This is a genomic window from Paraburkholderia sp. 32, from assembly GCF_050435345.1.
GTDB classification, from domain to species: Bacteria; Pseudomonadota; Gammaproteobacteria; order Burkholderiales; family Burkholderiaceae; genus Paraburkholderia; species Paraburkholderia tuberum.
This window is the reverse complement of the sequence record NZ_JBNDKD010000003.1, coordinates 944490-970572: the sequence shown is the minus strand read 5'-3', so window position 1 is coordinate 970572 and position 26083 is coordinate 944490. Positions and strand designations below refer to the sequence as shown.

The 26083-nt window shown below is 64.7% G+C and carries 20 protein-coding genes; 15 read left to right on the top strand and 5 right to left on the bottom strand.

The window, feature by feature from the left end:
• Positions 1-75 precede the first annotated feature (75 nt).
• The 11 genes from bamB (at position 76) to OKW26_RS27065 (ending at position 12973) form a co-directional block, all read left to right on the top strand.
• On the top strand, positions 76-1221 hold the full coding sequence (gene bamB / locus OKW26_RS27115) for an outer membrane protein assembly factor BamB (protein ID WP_184057293.1): 1146 nt from the start codon (positions 76-78) through the stop codon (positions 1219-1221).
• A gap of 471 nt (positions 1222-1692) precedes the next feature.
• Positions 1693-3030 carry a ribosome biogenesis GTPase Der gene (gene der / locus OKW26_RS27110; protein ID WP_187612662.1) on the top strand — a complete coding sequence of 446 codons (1338 nt, stop codon included), beginning with the start codon at positions 1693-1695 and terminating at the stop codon, positions 3028-3030.
• A 175-nt stretch (positions 3031-3205) separates the two neighbouring features.
• A complete protein-coding gene (hfq, locus tag OKW26_RS27105; protein WP_006051315.1) occupies positions 3206-3442 on the top strand; it encodes an RNA chaperone Hfq in 237 nt (78 codons plus the stop codon).
• 30 nt (positions 3443-3472) lie between these two features.
• Positions 3473-4687 (top strand): GTPase HflX, encoded by a 1215-nt coding sequence (gene hflX, locus OKW26_RS27100; RefSeq protein ID WP_429355744.1) that lies wholly within the window; start codon positions 3473-3475, stop codon positions 4685-4687.
• 49 nt (positions 4688-4736) lie between these two features.
• Positions 4737-6140, top strand: a complete 1404-nt coding sequence (gene hflK / locus OKW26_RS27095; RefSeq protein WP_184057289.1) for an FtsH protease activity modulator HflK — start codon at positions 4737-4739, stop codon at positions 6138-6140.
• A gap of 15 nt (positions 6141-6155) precedes the next feature.
• A complete protein-coding gene (gene hflC / locus OKW26_RS27090) occupies positions 6156-7061 on the top strand; it encodes a protease modulator HflC (RefSeq protein ID WP_184057287.1) in 906 nt (301 codons plus the stop codon).
• 43 nt (positions 7062-7104) lie between these two features.
• Positions 7105-7296 carry a DUF2065 domain-containing protein gene (locus OKW26_RS27085; RefSeq protein WP_090800720.1) on the top strand — a complete coding sequence of 64 codons (192 nt, stop codon included), beginning with the start codon at positions 7105-7107 and terminating at the stop codon, positions 7294-7296.
• 217 nt (positions 7297-7513) lie between these two features.
• Positions 7514-8665: an ATP phosphoribosyltransferase regulatory subunit gene (locus OKW26_RS27080; RefSeq protein ID WP_184048948.1), complete on the top strand. Its 1152-nt coding sequence runs from the start codon at positions 7514-7516 to the stop codon at positions 8663-8665.
• Positions 8666-8886: 221 nt separating this feature from the next.
• The gene (locus OKW26_RS27075) at positions 8887-10233 is read left to right on the top strand and encodes an adenylosuccinate synthase (RefSeq protein ID WP_429334805.1); all 1347 of its coding nucleotides are present in this window, start codon (positions 8887-8889) and stop codon (positions 10231-10233) included.
• A gap of 18 nt (positions 10234-10251) precedes the next feature.
• Positions 10252-10824, top strand: a complete 573-nt coding sequence (locus OKW26_RS27070; protein WP_167368598.1) for a phosphoribosyltransferase — start codon at positions 10252-10254, stop codon at positions 10822-10824.
• 262 nt (positions 10825-11086) lie between these two features.
• Positions 11087-12973 carry a potassium transporter Kup gene (locus tag OKW26_RS27065; protein WP_090800715.1) on the top strand — a complete coding sequence of 629 codons (1887 nt, stop codon included), beginning with the start codon at positions 11087-11089 and terminating at the stop codon, positions 12971-12973.
• A 149-nt stretch (positions 12974-13122) separates the two neighbouring features.
• Here OKW26_RS27065 and OKW26_RS27060 read toward each other — a convergent pair whose 3' ends face one another.
• Positions 13123-15477, bottom strand: a complete 2355-nt coding sequence (locus OKW26_RS27060) for a Tex family protein (protein WP_429355743.1) — start codon at positions 15475-15477, stop codon at positions 13123-13125.
• Positions 15478-15796: 319 nt separating this feature from the next.
• Between OKW26_RS27060 and OKW26_RS27055 the strand changes: the two genes are divergently transcribed.
• From OKW26_RS27055 to OKW26_RS27045, 3 genes are all read left to right on the top strand, one after another.
• Complete coding sequence (locus OKW26_RS27055; RefSeq protein WP_429355742.1) at positions 15797-16744, top strand: hypothetical protein; 948 nt, start codon at positions 15797-15799, stop codon at positions 16742-16744.
• Positions 16745-16892: 148 nt separating this feature from the next.
• Positions 16893-17111 (top strand): DUF465 domain-containing protein, encoded by a 219-nt coding sequence (locus tag OKW26_RS27050; RefSeq protein ID WP_013089766.1) that lies wholly within the window; start codon positions 16893-16895, stop codon positions 17109-17111.
• 63 nt (positions 17112-17174) lie between these two features.
• Complete coding sequence (locus OKW26_RS27045) at positions 17175-19439, top strand: ATP-dependent DNA helicase (RefSeq protein ID WP_187615419.1); 2265 nt, start codon at positions 17175-17177, stop codon at positions 19437-19439.
• Between the two features lie 190 nt (positions 19440-19629).
• On the opposite strand, the gene OKW26_RS27040 is transcribed toward OKW26_RS27045, so the two are convergent.
• Together OKW26_RS27040 and OKW26_RS27035 are read right to left on the bottom strand one after the other, a co-directional pair.
• Complete coding sequence (locus OKW26_RS27040; protein WP_167368596.1) at positions 19630-19881, bottom strand: hypothetical protein; 252 nt, start codon at positions 19879-19881, stop codon at positions 19630-19632.
• A gap of 231 nt (positions 19882-20112) precedes the next feature.
• A complete protein-coding gene (locus OKW26_RS27035; RefSeq protein WP_184057281.1) occupies positions 20113-21366 on the bottom strand; it encodes a cupin domain-containing protein in 1254 nt (417 codons plus the stop codon).
• Between the two features lie 32 nt (positions 21367-21398).
• On the opposite strand from OKW26_RS27035, the gene OKW26_RS27030 reads away from it, so the two are divergent.
• Positions 21399-21941: an FKBP-type peptidyl-prolyl cis-trans isomerase gene (locus OKW26_RS27030; RefSeq protein ID WP_184048969.1), complete on the top strand. Its 543-nt coding sequence runs from the start codon at positions 21399-21401 to the stop codon at positions 21939-21941.
• Here the strand turns inward: OKW26_RS27030 and OKW26_RS27025 are convergent.
• Both OKW26_RS27025 and mutS read right to left on the bottom strand, forming a co-directional pair.
• Positions 21921-23369 (bottom strand): hypothetical protein, encoded by a 1449-nt coding sequence (locus tag OKW26_RS27025; RefSeq protein ID WP_429355741.1) that lies wholly within the window; start codon positions 23367-23369, stop codon positions 21921-21923. The genes OKW26_RS27030 and OKW26_RS27025 overlap by 21 nt on opposite strands.
• Positions 23335-26022 carry a DNA mismatch repair protein MutS gene (gene mutS, locus OKW26_RS27020; RefSeq protein WP_429355740.1) on the bottom strand — a complete coding sequence of 896 codons (2688 nt, stop codon included), beginning with the start codon at positions 26020-26022 and terminating at the stop codon, positions 23335-23337. Before mutS ends, OKW26_RS27025 begins: the two co-directional genes overlap by 35 nt.
• Positions 26023-26083: the final 61 nt, after the last annotated feature.

Here is a 26083-nt window from a genome sequence, read left to right as displayed (position 1 = left end):
CCCGCGCGGCGCGCCGCGAGCCACGACCGCAAGGCGGTCTCCTTTAATCCAATTTCCTGAATGCTTCGTCCACCGATGAATCTGCTGAAACGTTACGCCGTGCCCGTTATCTGTGCGATGACCGTTCTCACGCTGGCGGCTTGCTCATCCACGAAAGACGAGCGCCGTGTGCCGACGCCGCTCACCGAGTTCAAACCCGTGCTCGACGTGCAGCAGTCCTGGTCGGCGAGCGTCGGCAAGGCGGGCCGCTACCTGTTCTCGCCGGTTGCGCTCGGCAATGCCGTGTATGCTGCCGGCACGAATGGCACGGTCGCCAAGATCGACGCGCAAACGGGCAAGGACGTGTGGCGCGTCAAGTTGCACGATGATCTGTCGGCGGGCGTCGGCAGCGATGGCACGCTCACCGCGGTCGGCGGCTTGAAGGGCGACGTGTACGTGCTAGGCGCGGACGGCAAGCAGCTGTGGACCGCGAAGGCGCCGGGCGAGATCATTACGCCGCCGCTCGTCGGCAACGGCCTCGTGATCGTGCGCACGATCGACGGCCAGATCGTCGCGTTCAACGCGCAAACCGGCGAGCAGAAGTGGAACTTCCGCAACCGCGCGGTGCCGCTGAACCTGCGCGTGTCGTCGGGCATGACGTTCGCAGGTGACGCGGCCGTGCTGGCCGGCTTCCCGGGCGGCTCGTTCGCCGCGATCAACTTGCAGACGGGCGACGCCTACTGGCAGACGCCGGTGTCGTATCCGAAGGGCGTGACCGAGGTCGAGCGTATCAACGACGTGACCGGCCCGCCCACGCTGGTGGGTTCGGAGACCTGCGCGGTGACGTTCCAGGGCCAGATTGGCTGTTTCGACGCCAACTCGGGCCGCGCGCTGTGGGGCAAGCCGTTCTCGAGCACGACCGGCCTCGCGCAGGATGAGCGCAGCGTGGTCGCCGCCGACGACTGGTCGGTCGTGTCCGCATTCGACGTGAACAACGGCTCGGTGCTGTGGAAGAACGACACGCTGAAGAACCGCGACCTGAGCGTGCCGACGCTGCTCGGCCGCGCGGCCGTGTTCGGCGACTACAAGGGCTTCGTGCATTTCCTGTCGACCGTCGACGGCACGCTCGTCGCACGAGTGAAGACCGACGGCAGCGCGATTACCGCGGCGCCGGTGCTGGCTGGCGACACGCTGGTCGTACAGACGCGCGACGGCGGCCTGTTCGGCTATCGTCCGCGCTGATCGCGATAGATGATGTCAGGCGCGCAGGCCGGCTTTGCCGGCCGCGCGCTTTTTAATTGAAGTCTGCGCCGGCTTTGGCGTGCGGCTCCTGCGTCGGGTTGCCATGCTGCCCGTCGCGTGATCGGGCAGGCTCAATAGAAAAAATCGCCGGACGGGGCTGGTCCGGCAAGTCGGATCGAGGCTGTGGCCGCCGGCATGCAAGGCGGCGCGTGCGCTCCGTCGACGGCCTTGCAAATTAAAGACGCCCTCGAACACGAGCGCGTCAGCCGTCGAGCAGCCCGGTCTGAAGCAGGCGCCCCCGGCGGCGTCTGTGCAGCCCACGCCCGTCCGCCTGGATGCGCATATCGATCGCGCATCCGGAGCAGGCTGAATTCGTGATAATTTCGTCAGAACGCCACCCCGTGGCGCCCGCCTGGCGTCGCTACGCGCGCGATCGGTTGCGATCCCGCGTTTCACCGTGAACAACATCAGATGAAACCCGTTATTGCCCTCGTTGGGCGCCCCAATGTGGGGAAATCCACGCTGTTCAACCGCCTTACGCGTTCGCGTGATGCGCTGGTTGCCGACCTGCCCGGTCTCACGCGCGATCGCCATTACGGCGAAGGACGCGCCGGCGAGCGGCCGTATCTGGTCGTCGACACCGGCGGCTTCGAGCCGGTCGCGAAAGACGGCATCCTGCACGAGATGGCGCGCCAGACCCGCCAGGCGGTCGAAGAGTCGGACGTCGTCGTGTTCATCGTCGATGGGCGCAACGGTCTCGCGCCGCAGGACAAGTCGATCGCCGACTATCTGCGCAAGGTCGGCCGGCCGATCTTCCTCGTCGTGAACAAGGCCGAGGGCATGAAGTACGCCAACGTCGCGGCCGACTTCTACGAACTCGGTCTCGGCGATCCGCGCGCGATTTCGGCCGCGCACGGCGACGGCGTCACCGACATGATCAACGAGGCGCTCGAAGTCGCGTATGCCGGTCAGCCGGAAGAGAGCGAGGAAGACAAGGGAGCGCGCGGCGTGAAGATCGCCATCGTCGGCCGGCCGAACGTTGGTAAGTCGACGCTGATCAATGCGCTGGTCGGCGAAGAGCGCGTGATCGCGTTCGACATGCCCGGCACTACGCGCGACTCGATCTACGTCGATTTCGAGCGCAACGGCAAGCCGTATACGCTGATCGACACGGCCGGCCTGCGCCGCCGCGGCAAGGTGTTCGAGGCGATCGAAAAGTTCTCGGTCGTGAAGACGCTGCAGTCGATCTCCGATGCGAACGTCGTGATCCTGCTGCTCGACGCGCGTCAGGACATCTCGGATCAGGATGCGCACATCGCTGGCTTCGTCGTCGAGCAGGGCCGCGCGCTGGTGGTTGGCGTGAACAAATGGGACGGTCTCGATCCGCATGTGCGCGAGCGCACCAAAGCCGACCTCGAACGCAAACTAAAATTTCTGGACTTCGCCAAATTCCATTTCATTTCCGCCGCGGAAAAAACCGGAATCGGGCCGCTGATGCGTTCGGTCGACGACGCGTACACGGCCGCGATGTCGAAGCTGCCGACGCCGAAGCTGACGCGCGCGCTGATCGAGGCGGTCGAATTCCAGCAGCCGCGCCGTCGCGGTCCAGTGCGTCCGAAGCTGCGTTACGCACACCAGGGCGGACAGAATCCGCCGATTATCGTAATTCACGGCAATGCGCTCGACGCGATCACCGACACGTATAAGCGGTACCTCGAAAATCGCTTCCGGGAAACTTTCAAGCTGACGGGGACTCCATTGCGAATAGAGTTCAGATCGTCGACGAACCCTTACGCGGACAAAGGCTGAAGCAAGCTGAAGCTGGTCTTAAACCTGGGCTGAAACCCGCGTGTATGCTGGGTTTGGCCGGCGGTCCCGGGCCCGCGCGTCGAAATGAAAATCAGCTATAGTGTAGCGGTTGGCGGCGGATCTCTTTTTCTTCGCCGTCAATTCAGTCAACCTGCAAAAAAATACGGAGTTTGCTATGAGCAACAAAGGGCAATTGTTACAAGACCCGTTTTTGAACGCACTGCGTAAAGAGCATGTGCCGGTGTCGATCTACCTGGTCAACGGCATCAAGCTTCAAGGGAACATCGAATCGTTCGACCAGTACGTCGTGTTGCTCCGGAATACGGTCACCCAGATGGTCTACAAGCACGCCATTTCGACGGTCGTGCCTGCCCGTCCGGTGAATTTCCACCCGGATTCCGAACAGTCCTAACCCTCGCCGCGGCCGGCACACTGTCGCCCGTTGGCGATCACTCCCGGCCGCGTCATTTTGATACCCTCCAATTTGATCAATGCAGCGCTCGTTGGCATCGACTTCGGCAAGATCGATTTCGAAGCCAGTCTCGAAGAACTCAGCCTGCTCGCGCAAAGCGCGGGCGCGAACCCCCTGGTCACCCTCACCGGACGCCGTTCCAGTCCCGACGCGAAGATGTTCGTCGGCAGCGGCAAGGCCGAAGAATTGCGCCTTGCGTGCGAAGCAAACGACATCGAACTCGTGATCTTCAACCATGCTCTGGCGCCTGCGCAGCAGCGCAATCTGGAGCGGGCGCTTAATCTGCGCGTGGTCGATCGCACCAGTCTGATCCTCGACATTTTCGCGCAGCGCGCGCGCAGCCACGAAGGCAAGCTGCAGGTCGAACTCGCGCAGCTGCAATATCTGTCGACCCGGCTGATTCGCGCGTGGACCCACCTCGAACGTCAGAAGGGCGGTATCGGATTGCGCGGTCCAGGCGAGACGCAGCTCGAAACCGACCGCCGGCTGATCGGCGAGCGCATCAAGGCGCTCAAGATCCGCCTCGACAAGCTGCGCCGCCAGCATGGCACGCAACGCCGGGCGCGGCATCGCAACCAGACGATGTCGGTGTCGCTCGTCGGCTACACGAACGCCGGCAAATCGACGCTCTTCAACGCGCTGACCAAGGCGCAGGCGTATGCCGCCGACCAGTTGTTCGCCACGCTCGATACCACCTCGCGGCGCGTGTATCTGGGCGACGAAGCGGGGCAGGTGGTGGTGTCCGATACCGTCGGTTTCATCCGCGAGCTGCCGCACCAACTCGTCGCCGCGTTCCGCGCGACGCTCGAGGAAACCATTCACGCGGACCTGCTGCTGCATGTCGTCGATGCATCGAGCGCGGTGCGGCTCGACCAGATCGATCAGGTCAACGAGGTGTTGCACGCGATCGGCGCGGACACGATCCGTCAGGTGCTCGTGTTCAACAAGATCGACGCGGTGCCAGAGCTGGCAGCCCGTGGCGACGCGGTCGAGCGGGACGAGTATGGTAATATTTCGCGCGTCTTTTTGAGCGCGCGCACCGGGCAGGGGCTGGATGCATTGCGCGCTGCCATCGCCGAAATCGCTACAGCCGAACCGCTTGCCGACATGCCGTTCGATGCGTCGCAAGATGACCGCGCGGCGCAACTGCGCGACGACCACAAGGTTCCAGAACTCGGGCACTGACCCGTTCCAATTGCACTGACCCGCTGTCTACTCTGGTGAACGAACACAGGTGAACGATTACAACGAGCGGAGTATCTGGCTGCGTATGCGCGCCTTGCTTTCACTGAACGATCCGCGTTGGGGCCGGGGCGACGGCAACGGCGACCGGCAACGGCCGAACGATCCGAAGCGACCGGCACGCGACGGTGAAGGTCCGCCCGATCTCGACGAAATGTGGCGTGATTTCAATCGCCGTCTGTCCCGGATTTTCGGGCGCAGGGGCGGCGGTGTCGGCGGTGGCCGTCCTGACAACGGCCGTGGCGCGCGCATCGGCGTCGGCATCGTGATCGGCGTGCTGATCGCGATCTATCTCGGCAGCGGTGTGTTCGTCGTGCAGGATGGCCAGGCGGCCGTCGTGCTGCAGTTCGGCAAGTATCGCTATACCGCGGCGCCGGGCGTGCACTGGCGTCTGCCGTTTCCGTTCGAGTCCCACGAGTTCGTCAATGTCGGGCAGATCCGCCAGGTCGAGATCGGCCGTAGCAATGTGGTGCGTCTCGCGAACGTGAAGGACGCGTCAATGCTCACGCACGACGGCGACATCGTCGACGTGCGCTTCGCCGTGCAGTACCAGGTGCGCAAGCCGAACGACTTTCTGTTTCGCAGCGTCGATCCCGATCAGAGCGTGATGCATGCCGCGCAGGCGGCGGTGCGCGGTATCGTCGGCGCGCAGAGCACTAGCGATATCCTCGATCAGGATCACGAAACTTTGCGCCAGCAGCTGATCGCGGCGATCCAGCAATCGCTCGATCAGTACCAGTCCGGTCTGGCAGTCACGGGCGTGACGATCCAGAGCGTGCAGGTGCCCGAGCAGGTGCAACCCGCGTTCGCCGACGCTGCGAAGGTGCACGACGAAAACGAACGCGCGAAACGCGATGCGCAGGCTTATGCGGCCGATCTTCTGCCGCGCGCGCAGGCCGACGTCGATCGTCAGGTCCAGGAAGCCAAAACCTATAGCCAGACCACGGTCGCGCAGGCGCAGGCCGAGGCCGAGCGCTTCAACCAGGTCTACGCCCAATACGCGAAGGCGCCGGCCGTCGTGCGCTTCCGCCTGTACATGGAAACCATGCAGCAGATTTACGCGAACGCGACCAAGGTGTTCGTCGACGCGAAGAACGGCAACAACGTGCTGTATCTTCCGCTCGACAGGCTCGTCGAGCAGAACCGCGAACGCCAGGCCGCGGCGGCGGGCGCCGCCGCTTCGGGTCCCGCTGTCGCGGGCGCGCCGCAAGCGGCGAGTGCGGCCGCGCCGTCGGCCGCCTCGGCCGCTGAGACCGGTGCCGCGGCAGGCTCCGCCGCCGCTGGCGCATCCGCACCCGCCGCTTCCGCGCCTGCGCCAGCGAGCCGGCCGAGCGCCGCGTCGCTGCGCTCGCGCGAAGCGTTCCGCAATCGCATGCGCGAAGACGACGTTCAATAAGGAGCGCACAAGAATATGAACCGAATCATTGCGCTCGTCGTCGCGCTCGTCATCGTGCTGTTCGCGGCAACGTCGATGGTGTTCGTCGTCGATCAACGGCATATGGCTGTGTTGTCCGCGCGCGGCGACGCGACGCCCACGCTGCTCGGCCCGGGGCTGCACGTGAAGCTGCCGCCGCCGCTGCAAACGGTCGCGTTCGTCGACAATCGCATCCAGTCGCTCGACGCACCCGACGAAGATCATTACGTCACGTCCGACAAAACCGATCTGCTGGTCAACCCGGTGATCAAGTTCCGCGTGACCGATCCGCTGAAGCTGATCGCCGAAACGAAGGGTGATCCGCAGAGTCTGCCCGACCGGCTCGCGCTGCTGTCGCGCGGCGCGCTCGGCGACGCGTTCGGCAAGTTCACGCTGTCCGACGCGCTCGCCAAACAACCGGCGATCGCCGAACAGGCCCGCGGTGCGATGGACAAGGGCGCGGCATCGCTCGGCGTATCGGTCGTGGATGTGCAACTCACGCGCGTCGATTTCCCGGCAGCGGTGGCCGACTCGGTATTCAAGCGCATGATCGCCGCGCGCCAGCAGGTCGCGGCGGACGAGCGAGCGAAGGGCGCCGCCGAAGCGAACCAGATCCGCGCGGACGCGCTCGCGAAGCAGCAGGCGGTGCTCGCCGACGGCCTCGCGCAGGCGCAGGGCATTCGCGGCGAAGGCGATGCAAAGGCCGCGGAGATCGCTGCCGAAGCGTTCGGCAAGGATCCGCAGTTCTACCAGTTTTATCAAAGCATGCAGGCGTACCGGAAGACCTTCAAGCCGGGCGACCTGATCGTGGTCGACTCCAGTAGCGAGTTCTTCCGCTTCATGCGTAGCCCGACCGGCGGCGTCGCCCCGGACGCTTCCGCGCCTGCTGCGCGCAAACGCTGATTACCGAAGGCCGCGGCATCCGCATCGCGGCCGCTTCACTCGCATGGACATAGCTGGTTCGTTATTGCTCGCGATCGCGCTGATGCTGATTATCGAGGGGATGTTTCCGTTCGTTTTTCCAACCGCCTGGCGCGACACGTTCCGTAAAATAGCGGAACGACCGCCGCATCAGATTCGTGTCGGAGGGCTCATCGTGATGTTGCTCGGGCTGGTTCTACTGTTCATCGCGACCTGAAGCCGGCTTGCTTGTCTGACGAACGCCGCGTGTTGCGGCGTGTTTTGCCGGCCCGAGCAAAACGCGTACTGACCGGCCACGCCGCCGCGCGTCGCGCGCGTGCCGCAAAGCGCCGCCCGGGCGTCTGTGTCAGCCGCCAGAATCAAGCCGCTCTACGTCATTCACACTCATCATCGGCGCTGCAAGACGCCGTGTTCAACGCCGTAGGACTGTATCGATGTCGACCTGGTTGCTTCCTGAGAATATCGCCGACGTGCTGCCGTCGGAGGCCCGCAAGATCGAAGAATTGCGGCGTCATCTGCTGGACCGTTTCCGCTCGTACGGCTACGAGATGGTGATGCCGCCGCTGCTCGAATACCTCGAGTCGCTGCTGACGGGCGGTGGGCACGATCTGAATCTGCGCACCTTCAAGCTCGTCGATCAGCTGTCGGGCCGCACGCTCGGTCTGCGCGCCGACATCACGCCGCAGGTCGCGCGCATCGACGCGCATCTGCTGAACCGCCAGGGCGTCACGCGTCTTTGCTATGCGGGCAACGTCGCGCATACGCGCCCGCGCGGCCTGCATGCGACGCGTGAGCAGATCCAGATCGGTGCGGAAATCTACGGCCACGCGGGGCTCGAAGCGGACCTCGAAATCCAGCAGCTGATGCTCGACGCGCTGCGTCTCGCCGGCCTCGCGAAGGTGCGTCTGGACCTGTGTCACGCGGGCGTGCTGGCGGCGCTGATCGAAGCCGAGCCGGCCGCCGAGGAACTCGGCCAGGCGCTCTACGACGCGCTGGCCGGCAAGGACGTGCCGCGCCTGGTCGAGATGACCGCGCAATTCTCGCCGGTGATTCGCGATGCGCTGCGCGCGCTGCCGACGCTGTACGGCGACGCGTCGGTGCTCGAAGAGGCCCGCGCGCGTCTGCCGAATTCACCGGCGATCGCCCGCGCGCTCGACGACCTCGCGTTCCTCGCGAGCCAGGTCGACGGCGCCGAAGTGATGATCGACCTCGCCGATCTGCGCGGCTACGCGTACCACAGCGGCGTGATGTTCTCCGCTTACGTGGACGGCGTGCCGAACGCGGTCGCGCGCGGCGGCCGTTACGACCACGTCGGTCAGGCCTATGGCCGCGCTCGCGCGGCAACCGGCTTTTCGCTGGATCTGCGCGAAGTCGCGCGGATCTCGCCGGTCGAAGCGCGCAGCAGCGCGATCCTCGCGCCGTGGCGGCACGACGAAGCGTTGCGCGTGGCGGTCGCGGCATTGCGCGATGGCGGTGAAGTGGTAATCCAGGCGCTGCCTGGCCACAAGCACGATCTCGATGAATTCGCGTTCGACCGGGTGCTGGTCGAGCGCAATGGCGCATGGGTGGTTGAACCGCGCGCTTGAGCCGCGCGTTCCGATCTACGCTGCCGGGGACCCGTCCCCCGACGTTCGCCCGAGGGCGGCGCAACCACCGCCCGAATCGCGCGCGGTCGAGCGACTCTGCGCGGCCGCGCATCCCTCCCAATACTCAACATAACGTGCATACCGTTGAGCGGAAACGGAAAAATTCCGGAAGCTTCCGCGAACCCAGGTAAAATACGTTTTTAACCAGCTTACGAAACAACATGTCTGCCAGCGCAGTGAATGTGAACCCCGGGCGCAACGTCGTCGTCGTGGGTACCCAATGGGGTGATGAGGGCAAGGGCAAGATCGTCGACTGGCTGACGGACCACGCTCAGGGCGTCGTTCGCTTCCAGGGCGGTCACAATGCCGGTCACACGCTTATCATCGGCGGCAAGAAAACCATCTTGCGTCTGATTCCGTCGGGCATCATGCATCCCGGCGTCGCGTGCTACATCGGCAATGGCGTCGTGTTGTCGCCGGAAGCGCTGTTCAAGGAAATCGGCGAACTCGAAGCCGCCGGCATCGACGTCCAGAAGCGCCTCTTCATTTCCGAAGCCACCACGCTGATCCTGCCGTACCACGTCGCGATCGACCAGGGCCGCGAAGCGCGCCGCGGCGCGAGCAAGATCGGCACGACCGGCCGCGGCATCGGCCCGGCCTACGAAGACAAGGTCGCGCGCCGCGGCCTGCGCGTGCAGGACCTGTTCGACGCGCCAGCCTTCGCCGAGCGTCTGCGCGAAAACCTCGACTATCACAACTTCGTGCTCACGCAGTACCTCGGCGCCGCCGCGGTCGACTTCCAGCAAACGCTCGACACGATGCTGAGCTACGCCGACCGACTGAAGCCGATGGTCACCGACGTGTCGCGCCGTCTCTACGACGTCAACGCGAACGGCGGCAATCTGCTGTTCGAAGGCGCGCAGGGCACGCTGCTCGACATCGACCATGGCACCTATCCGTTCGTCACTTCGAGCAACTGCGTCGCGGGTGCCGCGACGGCGGGCGCGGGCGTCGGTCCGCAGAAGCTCAACTACATCGTCGGCATCACGAAGGCGTACTGCACGCGTGTCGGTTCGGGCCCGTTCCCGAGCGAACTGTACGATGCGGACAATGCCTCGCGCCAGGACCCGATCGGCCTCGAACTCGCCACCGTCGGCAAGGAATTCGGCTCGGTCACCGGCCGTCCGCGCCGCACCGGCTGGCTCGACGTCTCCGCGCTGCGTCGCTCGATCCAGATCAACGGCGTGACGGGGCTGTGCATGACCAAGCTCGACGTGCTCGACGGTCTCGACGAAGTGAAGCTGTGCGTCGGCTACACGATCGACGGCCACAACGTCGATCTGCTGCCGCGCGGCGCGACGGAAGTCGCGCGCTGCGTACCGGTCTACGAAACCTTTGCGGGATGGAAGGAAAGCACGGTCGGCATCAAGGAGTGGGACAAGCTGCCCGCCAACGCGCGTGCGTACCTGACGCGCGTGCAGGAAGTCGCGGGCATTCCGATCGACATGGTCTCCACCGGTCCGGACCGCGACGAAACGATTCTGCTGCGTCATCCGTTCAAGGTCTAAGCGATGCAAGGTGTACCCATGATCGCGATGAAAGATCCGCGCAACGACGACAAGAACCTGTGGGTCGGCTGGGACGAATATCACCGGCTGATCGAGATGCTCGCACTTGCCGTGCACGAATCGGGCTGGAAGTTCGACAAGATCCTGTGCCTCGCGCGCGGCGGTCTGCGCGTCGGCGACCAGCTGTCGCGCATCTACGATCTGCCGTTGGCGATTCTGGCAACGAGCTCTTATCGCGAGGCAGCGGGCACGCAGCAGGGCGAACTCGACATCGCGCAATACATCACGATGACGCGCGGCGAACTGCACGGTAACGTGCTGCTCGTCGACGACCTCGTCGATTCCGGCGTCACGCTCGCGCGCGTGCAGCAGCATCTGAAGGAACGCTATCCGGCCATCACCGCGGTGCGCTCGGCCGTGCTGTGGTACAAGGGCTGCTCGAAGGTGAAGCCCGATTACCACGTGCAGTATCTGCCGACCAACCCGTGGATTCATCAGCCGTTCGAGGAGTGGGACACGGTGCGTCCGCATAACCTCGGCGCGTGGATCAAGCGCGGCATCGCCCAGGCCGATGAGGCGTCGGGCAATTGACGCGAAGCCGCGCGCCTCACGCTTTGTCGCATCGGATCTCGTGCGTCATCGCGGTGTCACAAAACGGAGCCCAGTCGGGCTCCGTTTTTTTATGCGTCACGCGCGGCGCCAGGACGTCCGCACCGCGGCAGGCGCGTCCATATCGCAGTGCTACACTGCGCGGACATCCACGTGGCGTATCCACAACAAGCCGGGCGGTACCGGATGGGCAGTTTAAAATAGCGGTCGTTTTTTCCGCCCGGGAACGGATTTCCTCGCGTCCATGACAGATAACAATCACGTACACAAACAGCCACTGCCTTCCCTTGCGATTGCCGCGATCGGAGTGGTGTTCGGCGACATCGGTACGAGCCCGTTGTACGCGCTGAAGGAAGCCTTCAGTCCGTCGCACGGCATCCCGTTGACCGATCAGTCGATCCTTGGGGTTATTTCGCTGCTGTTCTGGGCGATCGTGATCGTGGTCGGCGTCAAGTACGTGCTGTTCGTGATGCGCGCCGACAACAACGGCGAGGGCGGCGTCCTCGCGCTGATGGCGCTGGCGATGCGCTCGGTCGATCAGAAATCGAAAATGGCCGGCCTTCTGATGATGCTCGGCATCTTCGGCGCCTGCATGTTTTACGGCGACGCGGTGATCACGCCGGCAATCTCGGTGATCTCGGCGGTCGAAGGTCTCGAAATCGCCGCGCCGCATCTGGCGCATCTGGTGATTCCGCTGACCGTCGTGATCCTGATCGTGCTGTTCTGGATCCAGCGGCACGGCACGGCCACGGTCGGCCGTCTGTTCGGGCCGATCATGACGCTTTGGTTCCTCGTGCTCGCCGTGCTCGGCCTGTGGCACATCATGCAGTCGCCGAATGTGATCCAGGCGCTCAATCCCTACTACGCGTACACGTTCATGGCCGCGCACGTGCTGCAGGCCTACGTGGTGCTCGGCTCGGTCGTGCTGGTGCTGACCGGCGCGGAGGCGCTGTACGCGGACATGGGCCACTTCGGCGCGCAGCCGATCCGCATGGCGTGGTACGTGCTCGTGATGCCTTCGCTCGTGCTGAACTACTTCGGCCAGGGCGCGCTGCTGATGCACGACCCAAAGGCGATCGAAAATCCGTTCTTCCTGCTCGCGCCGGACTGGGCGTTGTTGCCGCTCGTCGTGCTGTCGACGGTCGCGACGGTGATCGCGTCGCAGGCGGTGATTTCGGGCGCGTACTCGCTGACGAGCCAGGCGATCCAGCTCGGCTACGTGCCGCGCATGAAGGTCCTGCACACGTCCGAACTCGCGATCGGGCAAATCTATGTGCCGGTCGTGAACTGGATGCTGCTGTTCATCATCCTGTGCATCGTGATCGCGTTCAAGAGCTCGGACAATCTGGCGGCCGCGTACGGTATCGCGGTGACGGCAACGATGGTGATCACGACGATCCTTGCCTGCGTCGTGATGGTGAAGGTGTGGAACTGGAACAAACTGCTGGTTGGGCTCATCATCGGCGTGTTCATGGTGGTCGACCTGGGCTTTTTCGGCGCGAACCTGCTGAAGGTCGAAGAGGGCGGCTGGTTGCCGCTGTGCATCGGCGGCCTGCTGTTCTTCCTGCTGATGACGTGGTTCAAGGGCAGGATGATCGTGAAGGAACGCACGGCCGCCGACGGTATTCCGCTGATGCCGTTCCTGCAAGGCCTGCTCGCGCATCCGCCGCATCGCGTGTCGGGCACTGCGATCTATCTGACCGGCAGCGATTCGCTGGTGCCGGTGAGCCTGCTGCACAATCTGAAACACAACAAGGTGCTGCACGAGCGCACGATCTTTCTGACCTTCGTCACGCGCGACATTCCGTACGTGAAGGACGCCGATCGCGTGACCGTGAAGGACATGAACGGTGGCCTGTGGCTGGTGAAGGCAGCCTACGGCTTTAACGAAACGCCCGACGTGAAGGCGGTGCTGCTCGACGTCGGCCGCACGCACGACATGAGCTTCGAATTGATGGACACGTCATTCTTCCTCGCACGCGAAACGGTGGTGCCGACGCAATTGCCGGGCATGTCGGTATGGCGCGAGCGTGTGTTCGCGTGGATGCATCAGAACGCCGCGAAGCCGACCGACTTCTTCAGCATCCCGGCTAACCGGGTCGTGGAACTGGGAACGAAGATCGAGATTTGACGGCTCGCGCGTGACGTGCGGGAGCGCAAACAAAAAGCCCACGCATTGCGTGGGCTTTTTGTTCATGCGCGCGTGCAAGCGGTTGAGCGCGCGACGCAGTCATGTCACGGACCGGAGCGCGTGCGACGACGTGCTCCGGTCCGTGACGCTCACTTCTGCTTGAGCTTCGCAAACGCAGCCGCCATCGCGCCGCCCGGCTCCGGTTCGCGCGAGCGTTGCGGCGCACCGCGTCCCGCTCCGTCGCGATTGAAGCTGCCGCCCGAGCCACCGCGATCCTGCTGCGCACCGCCGCCGCTGCGCGCGGCCGCTGCACCGGGTTCGTCGTCGAGACGCATCGTCAGTGCGATACGCTGGCGCTTCACGTCGACTTCGAGCACCTTGACCTTGACGATCTGACCGGCTTTCACGACCTCATGCGGATCCTTCACGAACTTCGTCGACATCGCCGACACGTGCACGAGGCCATCCTGATGCACACCGATGTCGATGAACGCGCCGAACGCCGCGACGTTCGTCACGACGCCTTCGAGCACCATGCCCGGGATCAGATCGCTGACCTTCTCGACACCTTCGCGGAACGTCGCGGTCTTGAACTCGGGACGCGGATCGCGGCCCGGCTTCTCGAGTTCGACCAGGATGTCGCGCACGGTTGGAAGACCGAAACGCTCGTCGACGAATTCGGTGGGTGACAGTCCGCGTAACGCGTCGCGATTGCCGAGCACTTCGCCGACCTGCTTACTGATCTTCGCGAGGATGCGCTGGACGACCGGATACGCTTCCGGGTGCACCGACGAACGGTCGAGCGGATTCTCGCCGTTATTGATGCGCAGGAAGCCGGCAGCTTGCTCGAAGGTCTTGTCGCCGAGACGCGGCACCTTGCGTAGATGCTCGCGCGACGGGAACGGCCCGTTCGCATCGCGATAGTCGACGATGTTGCGCGCGAGCGTTGAGTTTAAACCCGACACCCGCGCGAGCAGCGCGACCGACGCGGTGTTCGCATCGACGCCGACCGCATTCACGCAGTCTTCGACGACCGCGTCGAGCGAGCGCGCGAGTTCGCGCTGGTTCACGTCGTGCTGATACTGGCCGACGCCGATCGCCTTCGGCTCGATCTTCACGAGCTCGGCGAGCGGGTCCTGCAGACGTCGCGCGATCGACACGGCGCCGCGCAGCGACACGTCCATGGCGGGGAATTCCTTCGCGGCAAGCTCGGACGCCGAGTACACCGACGCGCCGGCTTCGGACACGACGATCTTCTGCAGCTTCAGCTCCGGATGACGCGCGATCAGCTCGCTCGCGAGCTTGTCCGTCTCACGCGACGCGGTGCCGTTGCCGATGCTGATCAGCTCGGCCTGCGTTTGCGCGGCGATTCGCGCGAGCTTCGCGAGCGAGCCGTCCCAGTCGCGGCGCGGCTCGTGCGGGTAGATCGTGTCGGTCGCGAGCACCTTGCCGGTGCGGTCGACCACCGCCACCTTCACGCCGGTGCGCAAGCCCGGATCCAGACCGATCACGGCCTTCGGACCAGCCGGCGCCGCGAGCAGCAGGTCCTTCAGATTGCGCGCGAACACGCGGATCGCTTCGTGTTCGGCTTCGTCGCGCAGATTGGTCAGCAGCTCGTTTTCGAGGTGCGGCTGCACCTTCACGCGCCAGCACCAGCGGCACACGTCGGAGAGCCACTTGTCGGCGGGGCGGTTCTGATTGGCGATGCCGAAGTGCCGCGCGATCAGCGCTTCGCCCGGGTGCGGCACCTGCGCGTCGAGCTCTTCGCCGAGGCCGAGCTTGATCATCAGCACGCCGGCATTGCGGCCGCGGAACAGTGCGAGCGCGCGATGCGACGGCACCGTGCGGATCGTTTCGGCGTAGTCGTAGTAGTCGCGGAATTTCTCTTCTTCCGCGGTTTCCTTGCCTTCCACGACCTTCGACGACACCACGCCCTGGTTGAACAGATAGTCGCGCAGCTTGCCGAGCAGTTCGGCGGTCTCGCCGAACTGTTCGGAAAGGATGTCGCGCGCGCCGTCGAGCGCGGCCTTCACATCGGCGACGCCTTTGTCCGCGTCCACGTACGCCGCGGCTTCGGCTTGCGGATCGAGCAGCGGATTGCCGAGCAGCGCGTCGGCGAGCGGCTGCAAGCCGGCTTCGCGCGCGATCTGCGCGCGCGTGCGGCGCTTCGGTTTGTATGGCAGATAGAGGTCTTCGAGCACCTGTTTGCTGTCGGCGCCTTCGATCGCGCCGCGCAGCTCGTCGGTGAGCTTGCCCTGTTCGTCGATGCTCGCGATGATCGCCGCGCGCCGGTCTTCCAGCTCGCGCAAATAGACTAGGCGTTCCTCGAGATTGCGCAGTTGCGTGTCGTCGAGATTGTCGGTCACTTCCTTGCGATAACGCGCAATGAACGGAACGGTCGCGCCTTCGTCGAGAAGTTCCACTGCGGCCGCGACCTGGCGCGGCTGGACGGACAGTTCGGTGGCGATGCGCTGGACGATCTTGAGTGCTACGGTTTCCGTCATAAGGTCTTGGTGTTCCTGCGGACTCAGTGATGGGCCGCGCGCGGGCGGCAAATCGGGGCAGGCCGGGCGTGGGCCGCGACCAGGTTGCTAGAGCGGGGCATTTTGCCATAAATGCCAAAGGGCTCAACCGTGGGGTGTTAGAATTTCGGGCATGTTCCGTTGACCCTCTACGACGTTGCCAATCTCCTTGTCCCTCAACCGCCTGGTCTCTTCGCTGGCGTCAGGTTCACTGCCGGGTTCACCGCCGGGTTCGTCTCAATTGCCGCTGGTTTCTTTGCGCTCGTTCGGTCGGTCGGCTTTAACGGCCGCCGCGTCGTGCGTGATCGCCGCAGCGCTCGTTGTGCCGGTGTCGGCCGTGGCGCAAAGTGCGACGCCGGCGCAAGGTACGGGACCCGTCGCGGCCTCGGGCCCGCAAGCCGCCGCAACCGCCGACGGCCCTCAAAGCGCAAGTGACGTAGCCGTGCTGGACAAGTCGTTCGACGAGCGGCAACAGGTGCTCAATCAGCGCACCGACGACAACAACTATCAATTCGCTGTCGCGCAACACAACTGCTACAGCCGCTTCTTCGTCAATCACTGTCTGAACCGCGCGCGCGACGCGATGCGCAGCGTGCAGGCGGACATCCGCAAGGAACAGCTCGCGCTCGACGCCGAGCAGCGTGCGCAGCGCGCCCGTGAACGCGACGAACGCACCGCGTTGCGGCGCGCGCAAAACGAGGCGGAAGCGCCGCAACGTGCCGCCGAAGACGCGCGCAACGAGCAGGCGTATCAGGAAAAGCAGCGTCAGCACGCGCTCGATCAGGCGCAGCACAACGCCGAGGCGCCGCAGCGCGAAGCCAATGCGCAGGCCTACGCGGAGAAGCAACGTCAGCACGCGCTCGATCAGGCGCAGCGCAACGCCGCGGCACCGCAGCACGAAGCCAATGCGCAGGCCTACGAGGAGAAGCAGCGCCAGCACGCGCTCGATCAGGCGCAGCATGGTGTCACGCCTGCGCAGGCGGCGGCCAATCAGAAGGCCTACGACCAGAAGCAGAGCGACTACCAGCGCAAGCTCGAGGAAGCGCGTCGGCAGGGTGCGCAAAAGGCCGCGGAGCGCCAGCAGAAACAGGAGACTTTCGAGCGGAAGCAGGCCGAGGCCGCGCAGCACAAGCTCGATGTCGAAGCACGTCAAAAGCAGGCCACCGAGAAGGCCGGGCAGAAGCGTCAGGACGAGCTGAAGCAGCAACAGCTCGAAGAGCAGCAAAAGCAGCAACAAGAGCAACAGTAAGCGTGCTGTAGTGGCTGTATCGTAGAGTAAGCCGTGGCGGTCGTGGCCAGGGCCGCCGTAGTCGCCGTAATGCGTTTTGAGGCGGACAGCAACCTCAGGCATCGGACCGCGCGCACGCGGTTCGTGCCGCCGACCAGAGGAGGCGAGCATGCGCGATCGTCATCACGTCATCGACGCAAACACACTTCGCGACCGCATTCTGCAACTGGAATCGGAGCATAGTGGACTCGACCGGTTGATCGACCGGATGTCGGATGAACCCGGCATCGACGACTTCGAGTTGCAGCGCCTGAAAAAGCGCAAACTTAAAGTCAAGGACACCATCATCTTGCTGCAATTGCAGCTCGAACCGGACGCGCGCGCCTGAGTTCGCGGCCTGGCAGGCGCCGGGCGCGCAGCGCGCGAGCCGGACTTAGCAGGAACGCTTGCCTTGAATTCATCGCATGACACTTCATCCCGGGCCGCGCCGGACAACGCATCTGCTTCGGGCACGCCCGCGCCGCGCGCGGCAGCACCGGTGCCAGGTGTGTCGCTGAATCGGCGCCGCGCGAGCGAGCTCGACGACATCTTCGCCGACAACGGTCTGCTCGCACGGCAGATCGACGGTTATCGGCCGCGTGCGTCGCAGATCGAGATGGCGCGCGCGGTTGCCGCGGCGATGGAGGCGTCGGGCCGCGCGATGCCCGAGCCCGCGATGTTCGAGACGCAGAAGCGCCCGGCGCGGCGCCTGCAGCAGACCGGCGCTGAAGCCGTCTCTGAGTCGACCGGGAGCAACGCGCAAGCCGATGGCGTCGACGGTGGTGAGAATACGCTGATCGTAGAGGCGGGTACCGGCACCGGCAAGACCTATGCGTATCTCGTGCCGGCCATGCTGTGGGGCGGCAAGGTGATCGTCTCGACCGGCACCAAGCATCTGCAGGATCAGCTGTTCCAGCGCGACATTCCGACCGTGCGCGACGCGCTCGCGGTGCCGGTGTCGGTCGCGATGCTGAAGGGCCGCGCGAACTACCTGTGCCATTACTACCTGCAACGCACCGCGGACAACGGCCGTCTGCCGTCGCGCCAGGAGACCTCGTATCTGCAGGACATCGTGCGCTTCGCGAAGATCACGCGCACTGGCGACAAGGCCGAACTCGCGAGCGTGCCGGAAACGGCGCAGGTGTGGTCGATGGTCACGTCGACGCGCGACAACTGTCTCGGCCAGGAGTGTCCCCACTACAAGGACTGCTTCGTGATGCAGGCGCGCCGCGAAGCGCAGCAGGCCGATATCGTGGTGGTCAACCACCATCTGTTTTTCGCCGACATCATGCTGCGCGATACCGGCATGGCGGAGCTGCTGCCGACTGCGAATACAGTCATCTTCGACGAAGCTCACCAGTTGCCCGAAACCGCGACGCTGTTTTTCGGCGAGACGCTATCGACCGCGCAGTTTCTCGAACTCGCACGCGATTCGGTCGCCGAGGGCCTCGGTCACGCACGCGATGCGGTCGATTGGGTCAAGCTCGGCGCGACGCTCGAGCGCGCCGCGCGCGACGTGCGGCTCGCGTTCAAGGAAGACTCGGTGCGTCTGTCGATCGGCCAGCTGCCCGACGATCACCCGCTGTTCGCCGCGCTCGAGACGCTCGAGGCCGAGCTCGACGCGTTGGCCTCGGCGTTGGCGGGCCAGGCCGAGCGAGCCGAATCGCTCGGCGCGTGTTTGCGTCGCGCGCGCGAGTTGCAGGACGTGCTGAGCGGCTGGACCACGCCACCCACGAGTGCAGAACGCGACGCGGTTGCGACCCGCGAGGGTGACGCCAGCGCGGAGCGCGCCGATCCGAATGAAAAGGTGCGCTGGATCGAGGTGTTCTCGCACACGGTGCAACTGCACGAAACGCCGTTGTCGGTCGCGCCGATTTTCGCGAAGCAGCGCGCCGGCGTGCCGCGCGCGTGGATCTTCACATCGGCGACGCTGTCGGTGCGCGGCGACTTCACGCACTATGCGGCGCAGATGGGCTTGAACTCGAAGCGCTCGATGACATTGCCGAGCCCATTCGACTATCCATCGCAAGGGCTTCTGTACGTACCGCGCAATCTGCCACAGCCGTCATCGCCGATGTTCACCGACGCCGTGTTCGATGCCGCATTGCCCGCGATCGAAGCCTCGGGCGGCGGCGTCTTCATGCTGTGCACGACGCTGCGCGCGGTGGATCGTATCTCGGCGAAGCTGCGCGACGCGATCGAGTCGCGCGGCTGGGACTATCCGCTGCTCGTGCAGGGCGATGCGAGCCGCACCGAACTGCTCGACCGCTTTCGCGCCTACGGCAATGCGATCCTGGTCGGCAGTCAGAGCTTCTGGGAAGGGGTGGACGTGCGCGGCGACGCGCTGTCGCTGGTCGTGATCGACAAGCTGCCGTTTGCGCCGCCGGACGATCCCGTGCTGGCCGCGCGGCTCGACGCACTGACGAAGAAGGGCTTGAGCCCGTTCGCCGTGCATCAGCTGCCGCAGGCCGTCATCACGCTGAAGCAGGGCGCCGGCCGGCTGATTCGCGCGGAGACCGATCGTGGCGTGCTGATGATCTGCGATACACGTCTCGTCGATAAACCTTATGGCCGCCGCATCTGGCAGAGTCTGCCGCCGTTCAAGCGCACCCGCGAGATCGACGTGGTGCGTGAGTTCTTTGAGGAGAGCGCTGGGCCAGCGGCGCCGGTTCGATAGGGGGATGTGTTCCACACATGCGACGAGCTCCGCAGCGGAAAGCGGCCCTGAATGACAAAACGCCACGGATGTGAATCCGTGGCGTTTTTCTTTGCCCGTTTGCGGCCCGCGCCGTTTCCGGCCAGCCTCCAAACGTTTCGTGCGCAGGCGCTGTAGCGGGAGCGCCGCTACAGCGCCGAACCGTTGCGGCTTACTGGCTTGCGCCTGCTGCCGGCGATGCTGCTTCAGCCGGCGATGCTGCCTCGGCCGGCGATGCTGCTTCGGCCGGCGATGCTGCTTCGGCCGGCGATGCCGCAACTGCCGGCGATGCTGCTTCAGCAGGCGATGCTGCCGCCGGTGCGGACGCAGCTTCCGACGGTGCAGCAGCCTGATCGTTGCTCTTGTTGCATGCAGCGAGTGCCACAACTGCCAACAGGGATGCTACGAGGAGGGATTTCTTCATGATCACGTCCTTTTATGGTTTAAAGGTAAGCAACAGCGCAAAATAAAACCGGTAATGTGCTCCAACACCGACCTGGGCCGCTGGTGGAGATGCTCTTTTGACGAGCTGGAATCTTCCCTACGGCTTGGGCGGAAATTATATGCACTTTCGTACTGACAGTCGATAAATGCGGGTCAATACGTTGTCTTTCTCATACAAAATTTCACCGTACGGTATAACAGGCGGGCAGAGTTACGCAATCTCGCCTACCTGTATCCAGCCCGCACAATACCACTCGTGTAGCAGTGCTGTCACCGATGAATCGTGTGATAGTGTTACAAAGCGTATCGCACTCATGCACCGCAGATTTGCGAGTTCAAACAGCCATTTTTTCACGCCGGTCCACGATATTTCTTCTCCATTTACGAAGAAAAAACGTCGTTCATACAACAGGTTAGTCTTGCGATCGAGCCGTAGACCGGATCTCGACGCCGCGCCGATGAAACGGGCTTCGTTGAGCGGCCGTTGCGGCGGATCGAAGACGACACTCGGCTTGGGTTCGCTGAGGTACGTGCCAAGGAACGACGCAATGTCCTGCTCATTCCATCGCACTTTAGCAAGCATCGCGCCCACCCGTTCGACGAGCGCCGCGGGCAACTCGGCCGGCTGTTCGACGGCGGCCTGCCGTGGGTCGCGATAAAGGGCGCCCGCCTTGCCCGTGGCCTCTCCGCGCTCGGCCAGGTGGTACAGGAACTGCGCGGTCAGCTCGCTTTCGGAGGGCGCGCGAAAACCGATCGAGCAGGTCATGCATTCGCCCTCGGCGATGCCGTCGTGCGCGATGTGCGGCGGCAGGTACAGCATGTCGCCGGGCTCGAGTACCCACTCCTGTTCGTGCTCGAAGTGCTGTAAAACCTTCAACGGCAAGCCGGGCTGCAGCGTCAGATCTTTCTGCGCGCTAATGCGCCAGCGGCGCTTGCCTTTTACTTGCAAAAGAAACACATCGTAGGAATCGAAGTGCGGGCCGACGCCGCCGCTATCGGTCGCATACGAAATCATCAGGTCGTCGAGACGCGCGTCCGGCACGAAACGGAAACGGTCGAGCAACGCGCGCGCGCGGTCGTCCTGCAGATCCACGCCCTGCACGAGCAGTGTCCATGCGCGCTGTTTGACGGACGGCAGTTCGTCGGGCGCGAACGGGCCGTGCTCCAGCTGCCATTTGTTGCGGAAGTGCGTGATCAGGCGCGCTTCGACGTCGTCCCGATCGGCCAGCTCGAACAGCTCGTCGCGCGACAGCGGCGCTTCGATGTCCGGAATCGCCTGACGGATCAGCAGCGGCTTTTTCTGCCAGTAGCGGCGCATGAATTGCGACGGGCTCAGATGGCCGAGAAGTGCGGTCGGAACGTCGGGCGAGGGCGGAAGAATGGGCCGCGTGGCCGGCTTTGCAGCAGACGGCGAATTGCGTGCCGAACCTGCATCGGCCGGGAGGTGGGTGGGCCGCCTGGGCATCGTATAATGTGAGTTGTATTCTGGAGAATCGAATGAAAATCGCAAAGAACACCGTCGTGTCGGTCGCCTACAAGCTGTCGGATGCGCAGGGCAATCTGATCGAGGAAAGCGAAGAGCCGATGGTCTATCTTCACGGCGGCTATGATGGCACGTTCCCCAAGATCGAGGAAGAGCTCGACGGCCACGAGGCTGGCTTCGAGACCCAGATCCAGCTTGAGCCGCAAGACGCGTTCGGCGAATACGATCCTGACCTTGTGAAGATCGAGCCGCGCGATCGCTTCCCGGAACCGCTCGAAGTCGGCATGCAGTTCGAAGGCACCCCCGAAGATGGCGACGAGGAAATCGATGCGCTGGTGTACGTGGTGACCGACGTCGCGGAAGACAAGGTCGTGCTCGACGGCAATCATCCGCTCGCCGGCATGGCGCTGCGTTTCGCGTTGACCGTCAAAGACGTGCGTCCGGCAACTGAAGACGAAATCCAGCACGAGCACGCGCATGGCGCGGACGGCCTCGAAGTTCTCGACGACGATGAAGACGAGGACGAAGAAGACAGCTCAAAACCGACCCTGCACTGAGCTTGCGGGCATGCGCGGTGTCGTCGCGGGGGCAGACGGCACCGATGCGGGCAACGCAGGCGAGGCTGGCAGTATCGAACCCGGCGGCATCGAGATAGCGGGCCCATAGTCGCCGCCGCCCTGGTCGGACGGGATGCGCGGCTGCTGCTCCTGCGACTCTCCAGGCGTCTGCAATACGGGCGGCAATTCCGACGCCGGCCCGAAACCTTCCACATTCGGCATCTCCGGCGCAACCGGCATCGACGCGCCGGATTCGTCGCGCGGCGATGCGGGCGGCAAGACCGGCGGCGTGGTGGGCAGCGGCATCTGCTTCGGCACGTCGCGCACGCTGACTCTGAACGGCGGCTTCCTGCCGAAATCCGCTTCTATCTGAATCCATTGGTTGAGACGATCATGCGGCGCGAGCGCAATGCGCGTGAGGTTCGTCACGACCATCCCCTTGTCGTTGCGTAGCGGCTGATCGATGACGAAACCGCCGGCCGGCCGGTCCTCGTCTGCATGAATGACGACCACGGGTCCGGGGAAAATCTGCGCGAGCTTGAGCAGACTGCGCTTGAATTCCAGAAAGCCGTCGCGGCGCGAGCTATGTGCGAAGTGCAGCCAGGCGAACCGTTCGGGTCGCTCGTAGCGCTCCGGGTCGAAGTCGCCTTGAATGAACACGACGATCGCGCGCGCGTCGCGGCGCTTCGCGTATTCGGCCGCGTGCTCGAGCCAGAATGCGTTGGCGATCACGCGATCTTCGAACTCGCCGTTGCGGCCGCCCGCGCTCAGGTAGCGGTTGTTCGGACCCGGCGCGTTCAGGCCGATGAAGACGATGTCGCCGGCTTTGGTGTTCGCTTTGTCGTTCGTTTTTTCGTTGACCACCCAGCGCACGTTTTCACGGAACGGGCGGAAGCGCGACACCTCGCTCTCGCGCGTCAACGCGATCGGGTTCTGCCCCATCGACGTTGGATCGGCGAACAGCGTTTGCCGCAACTGGTCGAGCCGCTCGACCGGATCGAAGCCGCCGGCTTCCGCCGTGCCGCAATCGACCCAGTCATGCTGGCCGGGGATAAAGAAGAGGGCAGTGCGCGAGCTGTCGAGCAGCGCGTGGCGGCGCTCGAACAGCGCGTCGCGGCAAACTTCCTTCGGCCCCTTCAGATTGCCGTCGTAGACGATGAAGCGCACGTCGCGCTCGCGGCCGATCGCCTCGAGCAGCCGTTGCGTGGCGGCTTCGTCGGCGGGGCTGTGCATCGTGCCGGAAATCACCGCGAACGCGAAGCGCGAGGCCTCAGCGTGCGCCGGCGCGGTCCATGCGCACACTGCCACGAGCACGACGATGCCGCCTGCCGGTGCGAGCACGTGGCGCAGCGCCGCGCGAAGCCCGCGCGGGCGCGGCGGGTGTCCCGGCGTGTCAGTGGTCCGCATCCGGCGCGACGGCCAGTTCATGCAGTTCGTACAGCAGATCGAGCGCTTCGCGCGGCCGCAGATCGTTCGGATCGATGCCGCGCAGACGCTCGACGAGTGTCTGCATCGCGGGCGACGCAGGCGTTGCGTCGGCCGCCGCCTCGTGGTCGTCGTCCGAGTCTTCGGCGAGCATGGCAGGCTGCGTGGCGAACAGATCGAGTTGCGGCGCGGGCTGCGCGGCCGATTGCTGCTCCAGATGCGCGAGATGCTTGCGTGCCGCGCGGATCACCGCGTTCGGCACGCCGGCGAGTTGCGCGACCTGCAGACCGTAGCTCTGATTGGCGGGCCCTTCGTTGACCGCGTGCAGGAACACGATGCCGTGCCCGTGCTCGACTGCCGACAGATGCACGTTGGCCGCGTGCGGAAACTCCGCGGGTAGTTGCGTCAGCTCGAAATAGTGCGTCGCGAACAGCGTGTAGCAGCCGTTGTGGGCGAGCAGGTGGCGCGCGATCGCCCACGCGAGCGCGAGGCCGTCGAACGTCGACGTGCCGCGGCCGATCTCGTCCATCAGCACGAGGCTTTGCGGTGTCGCGTCGTTGAGGATCGCGGCGGCTTCGGTCATCTCCACCATGAAGGTCGAGCGGCCGCCGGCGAGGTCGTCGGCCGCGCCGATGCGCGTGAAGATGCGGTCGATCGGTCCGAAGGCCGCGCGCCGCGCTGGTACATAGCTGCCCACGTAAGCGAGCAGCGCGATCAGCGCGGTCTGGCGCATGAAAGTCGACTTACCGCCCATGTTGGGACCGGTGATCAACAGCAGCTTGCGCTCGGTCGCGAGTGAGCAATCGTTGGCGATGAACTGCTCGACTTGCGCCTCGACCACCGGATGACGACCCTGCTCGATGTCGATACCCGCGTTCGCCGAGAACGTCGGCGCAACCCAGTCGAGCGCGCGAGCGCGTTCGCCGAGCGCGGCCAGCAGATCGAGTTCGGCGAGCGCGAGCGCAACGCGCTGACAGTCGGGAATGAACGGCAGCAGCGATTGCAGCAACGCGTCGTACAGTGCGCGTTCGCGCGCGAGCGCGCGTTCCTGCGCGGACAGCGCTTTGTCCTCGAAGGTTTTCAGCTCGGGCGTGATGTAGCGCTCGGCATTCTTCAGCGTTTGCCGACGGCGATAGTCGTCCGGCACCTTGTCGGTCTGGCCGCGCGTGACTTCGATATAGAAGCCGTGCACCTTGTTGTACTCGACGCGCAGATTGCTGATGCCGGTGCGCGCGCGTTCGCGTGTTTCGAGATCGATCAGGAACTGTCCGCAGTTCTCCGAAATATCGCGCAGTTCGTCGAGCTCGGCGTCATAACCACGCGCGATGACGCCGCCGTCGCGCACCATCGCGGCCGGCTCTTGCGCGACCGCGAGCTTCAGCAAATCGGCGCACGCGTGCGGCGGTTCGAGCGCCGCGTCGATGCGCGCGAGCGAATCCGCGTTCGAGGCCACCGCTGCGAGCTGCGCGCGCAATGCAGGTAGCGCGATGAAGGTATCGCGCAGGCTCGACAGATCGCGCGGCCGCGCCGACAGCAGCGCGAGACGTCCGGTGATCCGTTCGATGTCCGAAATCTGCCGCAATGCGCTGCGCAAGGTATCGAGGTCGGCGCCCGGCGGCGCGTCGAGCAACGCGCCGATCGCCTGCTGACGTGCCTGCGCCACCGCCGAATCGCGCGGCGGATGATGCAGCCAGTGCCGCAGCAGGCGGCTGCCCATCGTCGTGCAGCAGGTGTCGAGCAGCGAGCACAGCGTCGGCGATTCGGTGCCGCGCAGTGTCTCCGTGAGTTCGAGGTTGCGGCGCGTGGCCGGATCGAGGCCGATGTATTCGGATTCGTATTCGACCTTCAGGCTGCGCACATGGCGCAGTTGCTGGCCCTGCGTGGACGCCGCATACAGCAGCAACGCGCCGGCCGCCCCGCACGCGCAACCGAGCGAATGCGCGCCGAAGCCGTCGAGGCTCGCGACTTCGAGCTGGTCGCACAGGCGCTTCGTGCCCGAGGTGATATCGAAGTGCCAGGCCGGTACACGCTTGAGCGCGCTGGCGTTGACAGGCGGTGTCCAGCTGGTCGAATCGGCGGTGGCGTCGGCGACCAGAATTTCCGCGGGACGGATGCGCTCCAGCGCGGCGGCGACCTGATCGGGCGCGACTTCGGCGAGGCGCAGCGCGCCGCTCGCGAGATTGAGCCACGCGAGACCGACGCTCGTGGCGACACCGCGGCGATTGTGCGCGACCCCCAGCGCGAGCAGATAGACGTCGCTCTTGTCGGACAGCAGCGCGGCGTCGGTCAGCGTGCCAGGCGTAACCACGCGCATGACCTTGCGCTCGACCGGGCCTTTCGAGGTGGCCGGGTCGCCGATCTGTTCGCAGATCGCGACCGATTCGCCGAGCTTCACGAGCCTGGCCAGATACTGTTCGACAGCGTGATGCGGCACGCCGGCCATCTTGATCGGATTGCCCGCCGATGCGCCGCGCTGCGTGAGCGTCAGGTCGAGCAGGCGCGCGGCTTTTTCCGCGTCGTCGAAAAAGAGTTCGTAGAAGTCGCCCATCCGGTAGAACACCAGCGTGCCCGGATGCTCCGCCTTGATGCGCAGGTACTGCTGCATCATCGGCGTGTGTTGTGCGACGTCGTTGGCCGCTGCGGTTTGAATACCCATCCTTCGTGTCTTCTTGCGGTAGATGCTCAGGGCGTGAGTTTAACCCGCCGGCGCGGCGAGC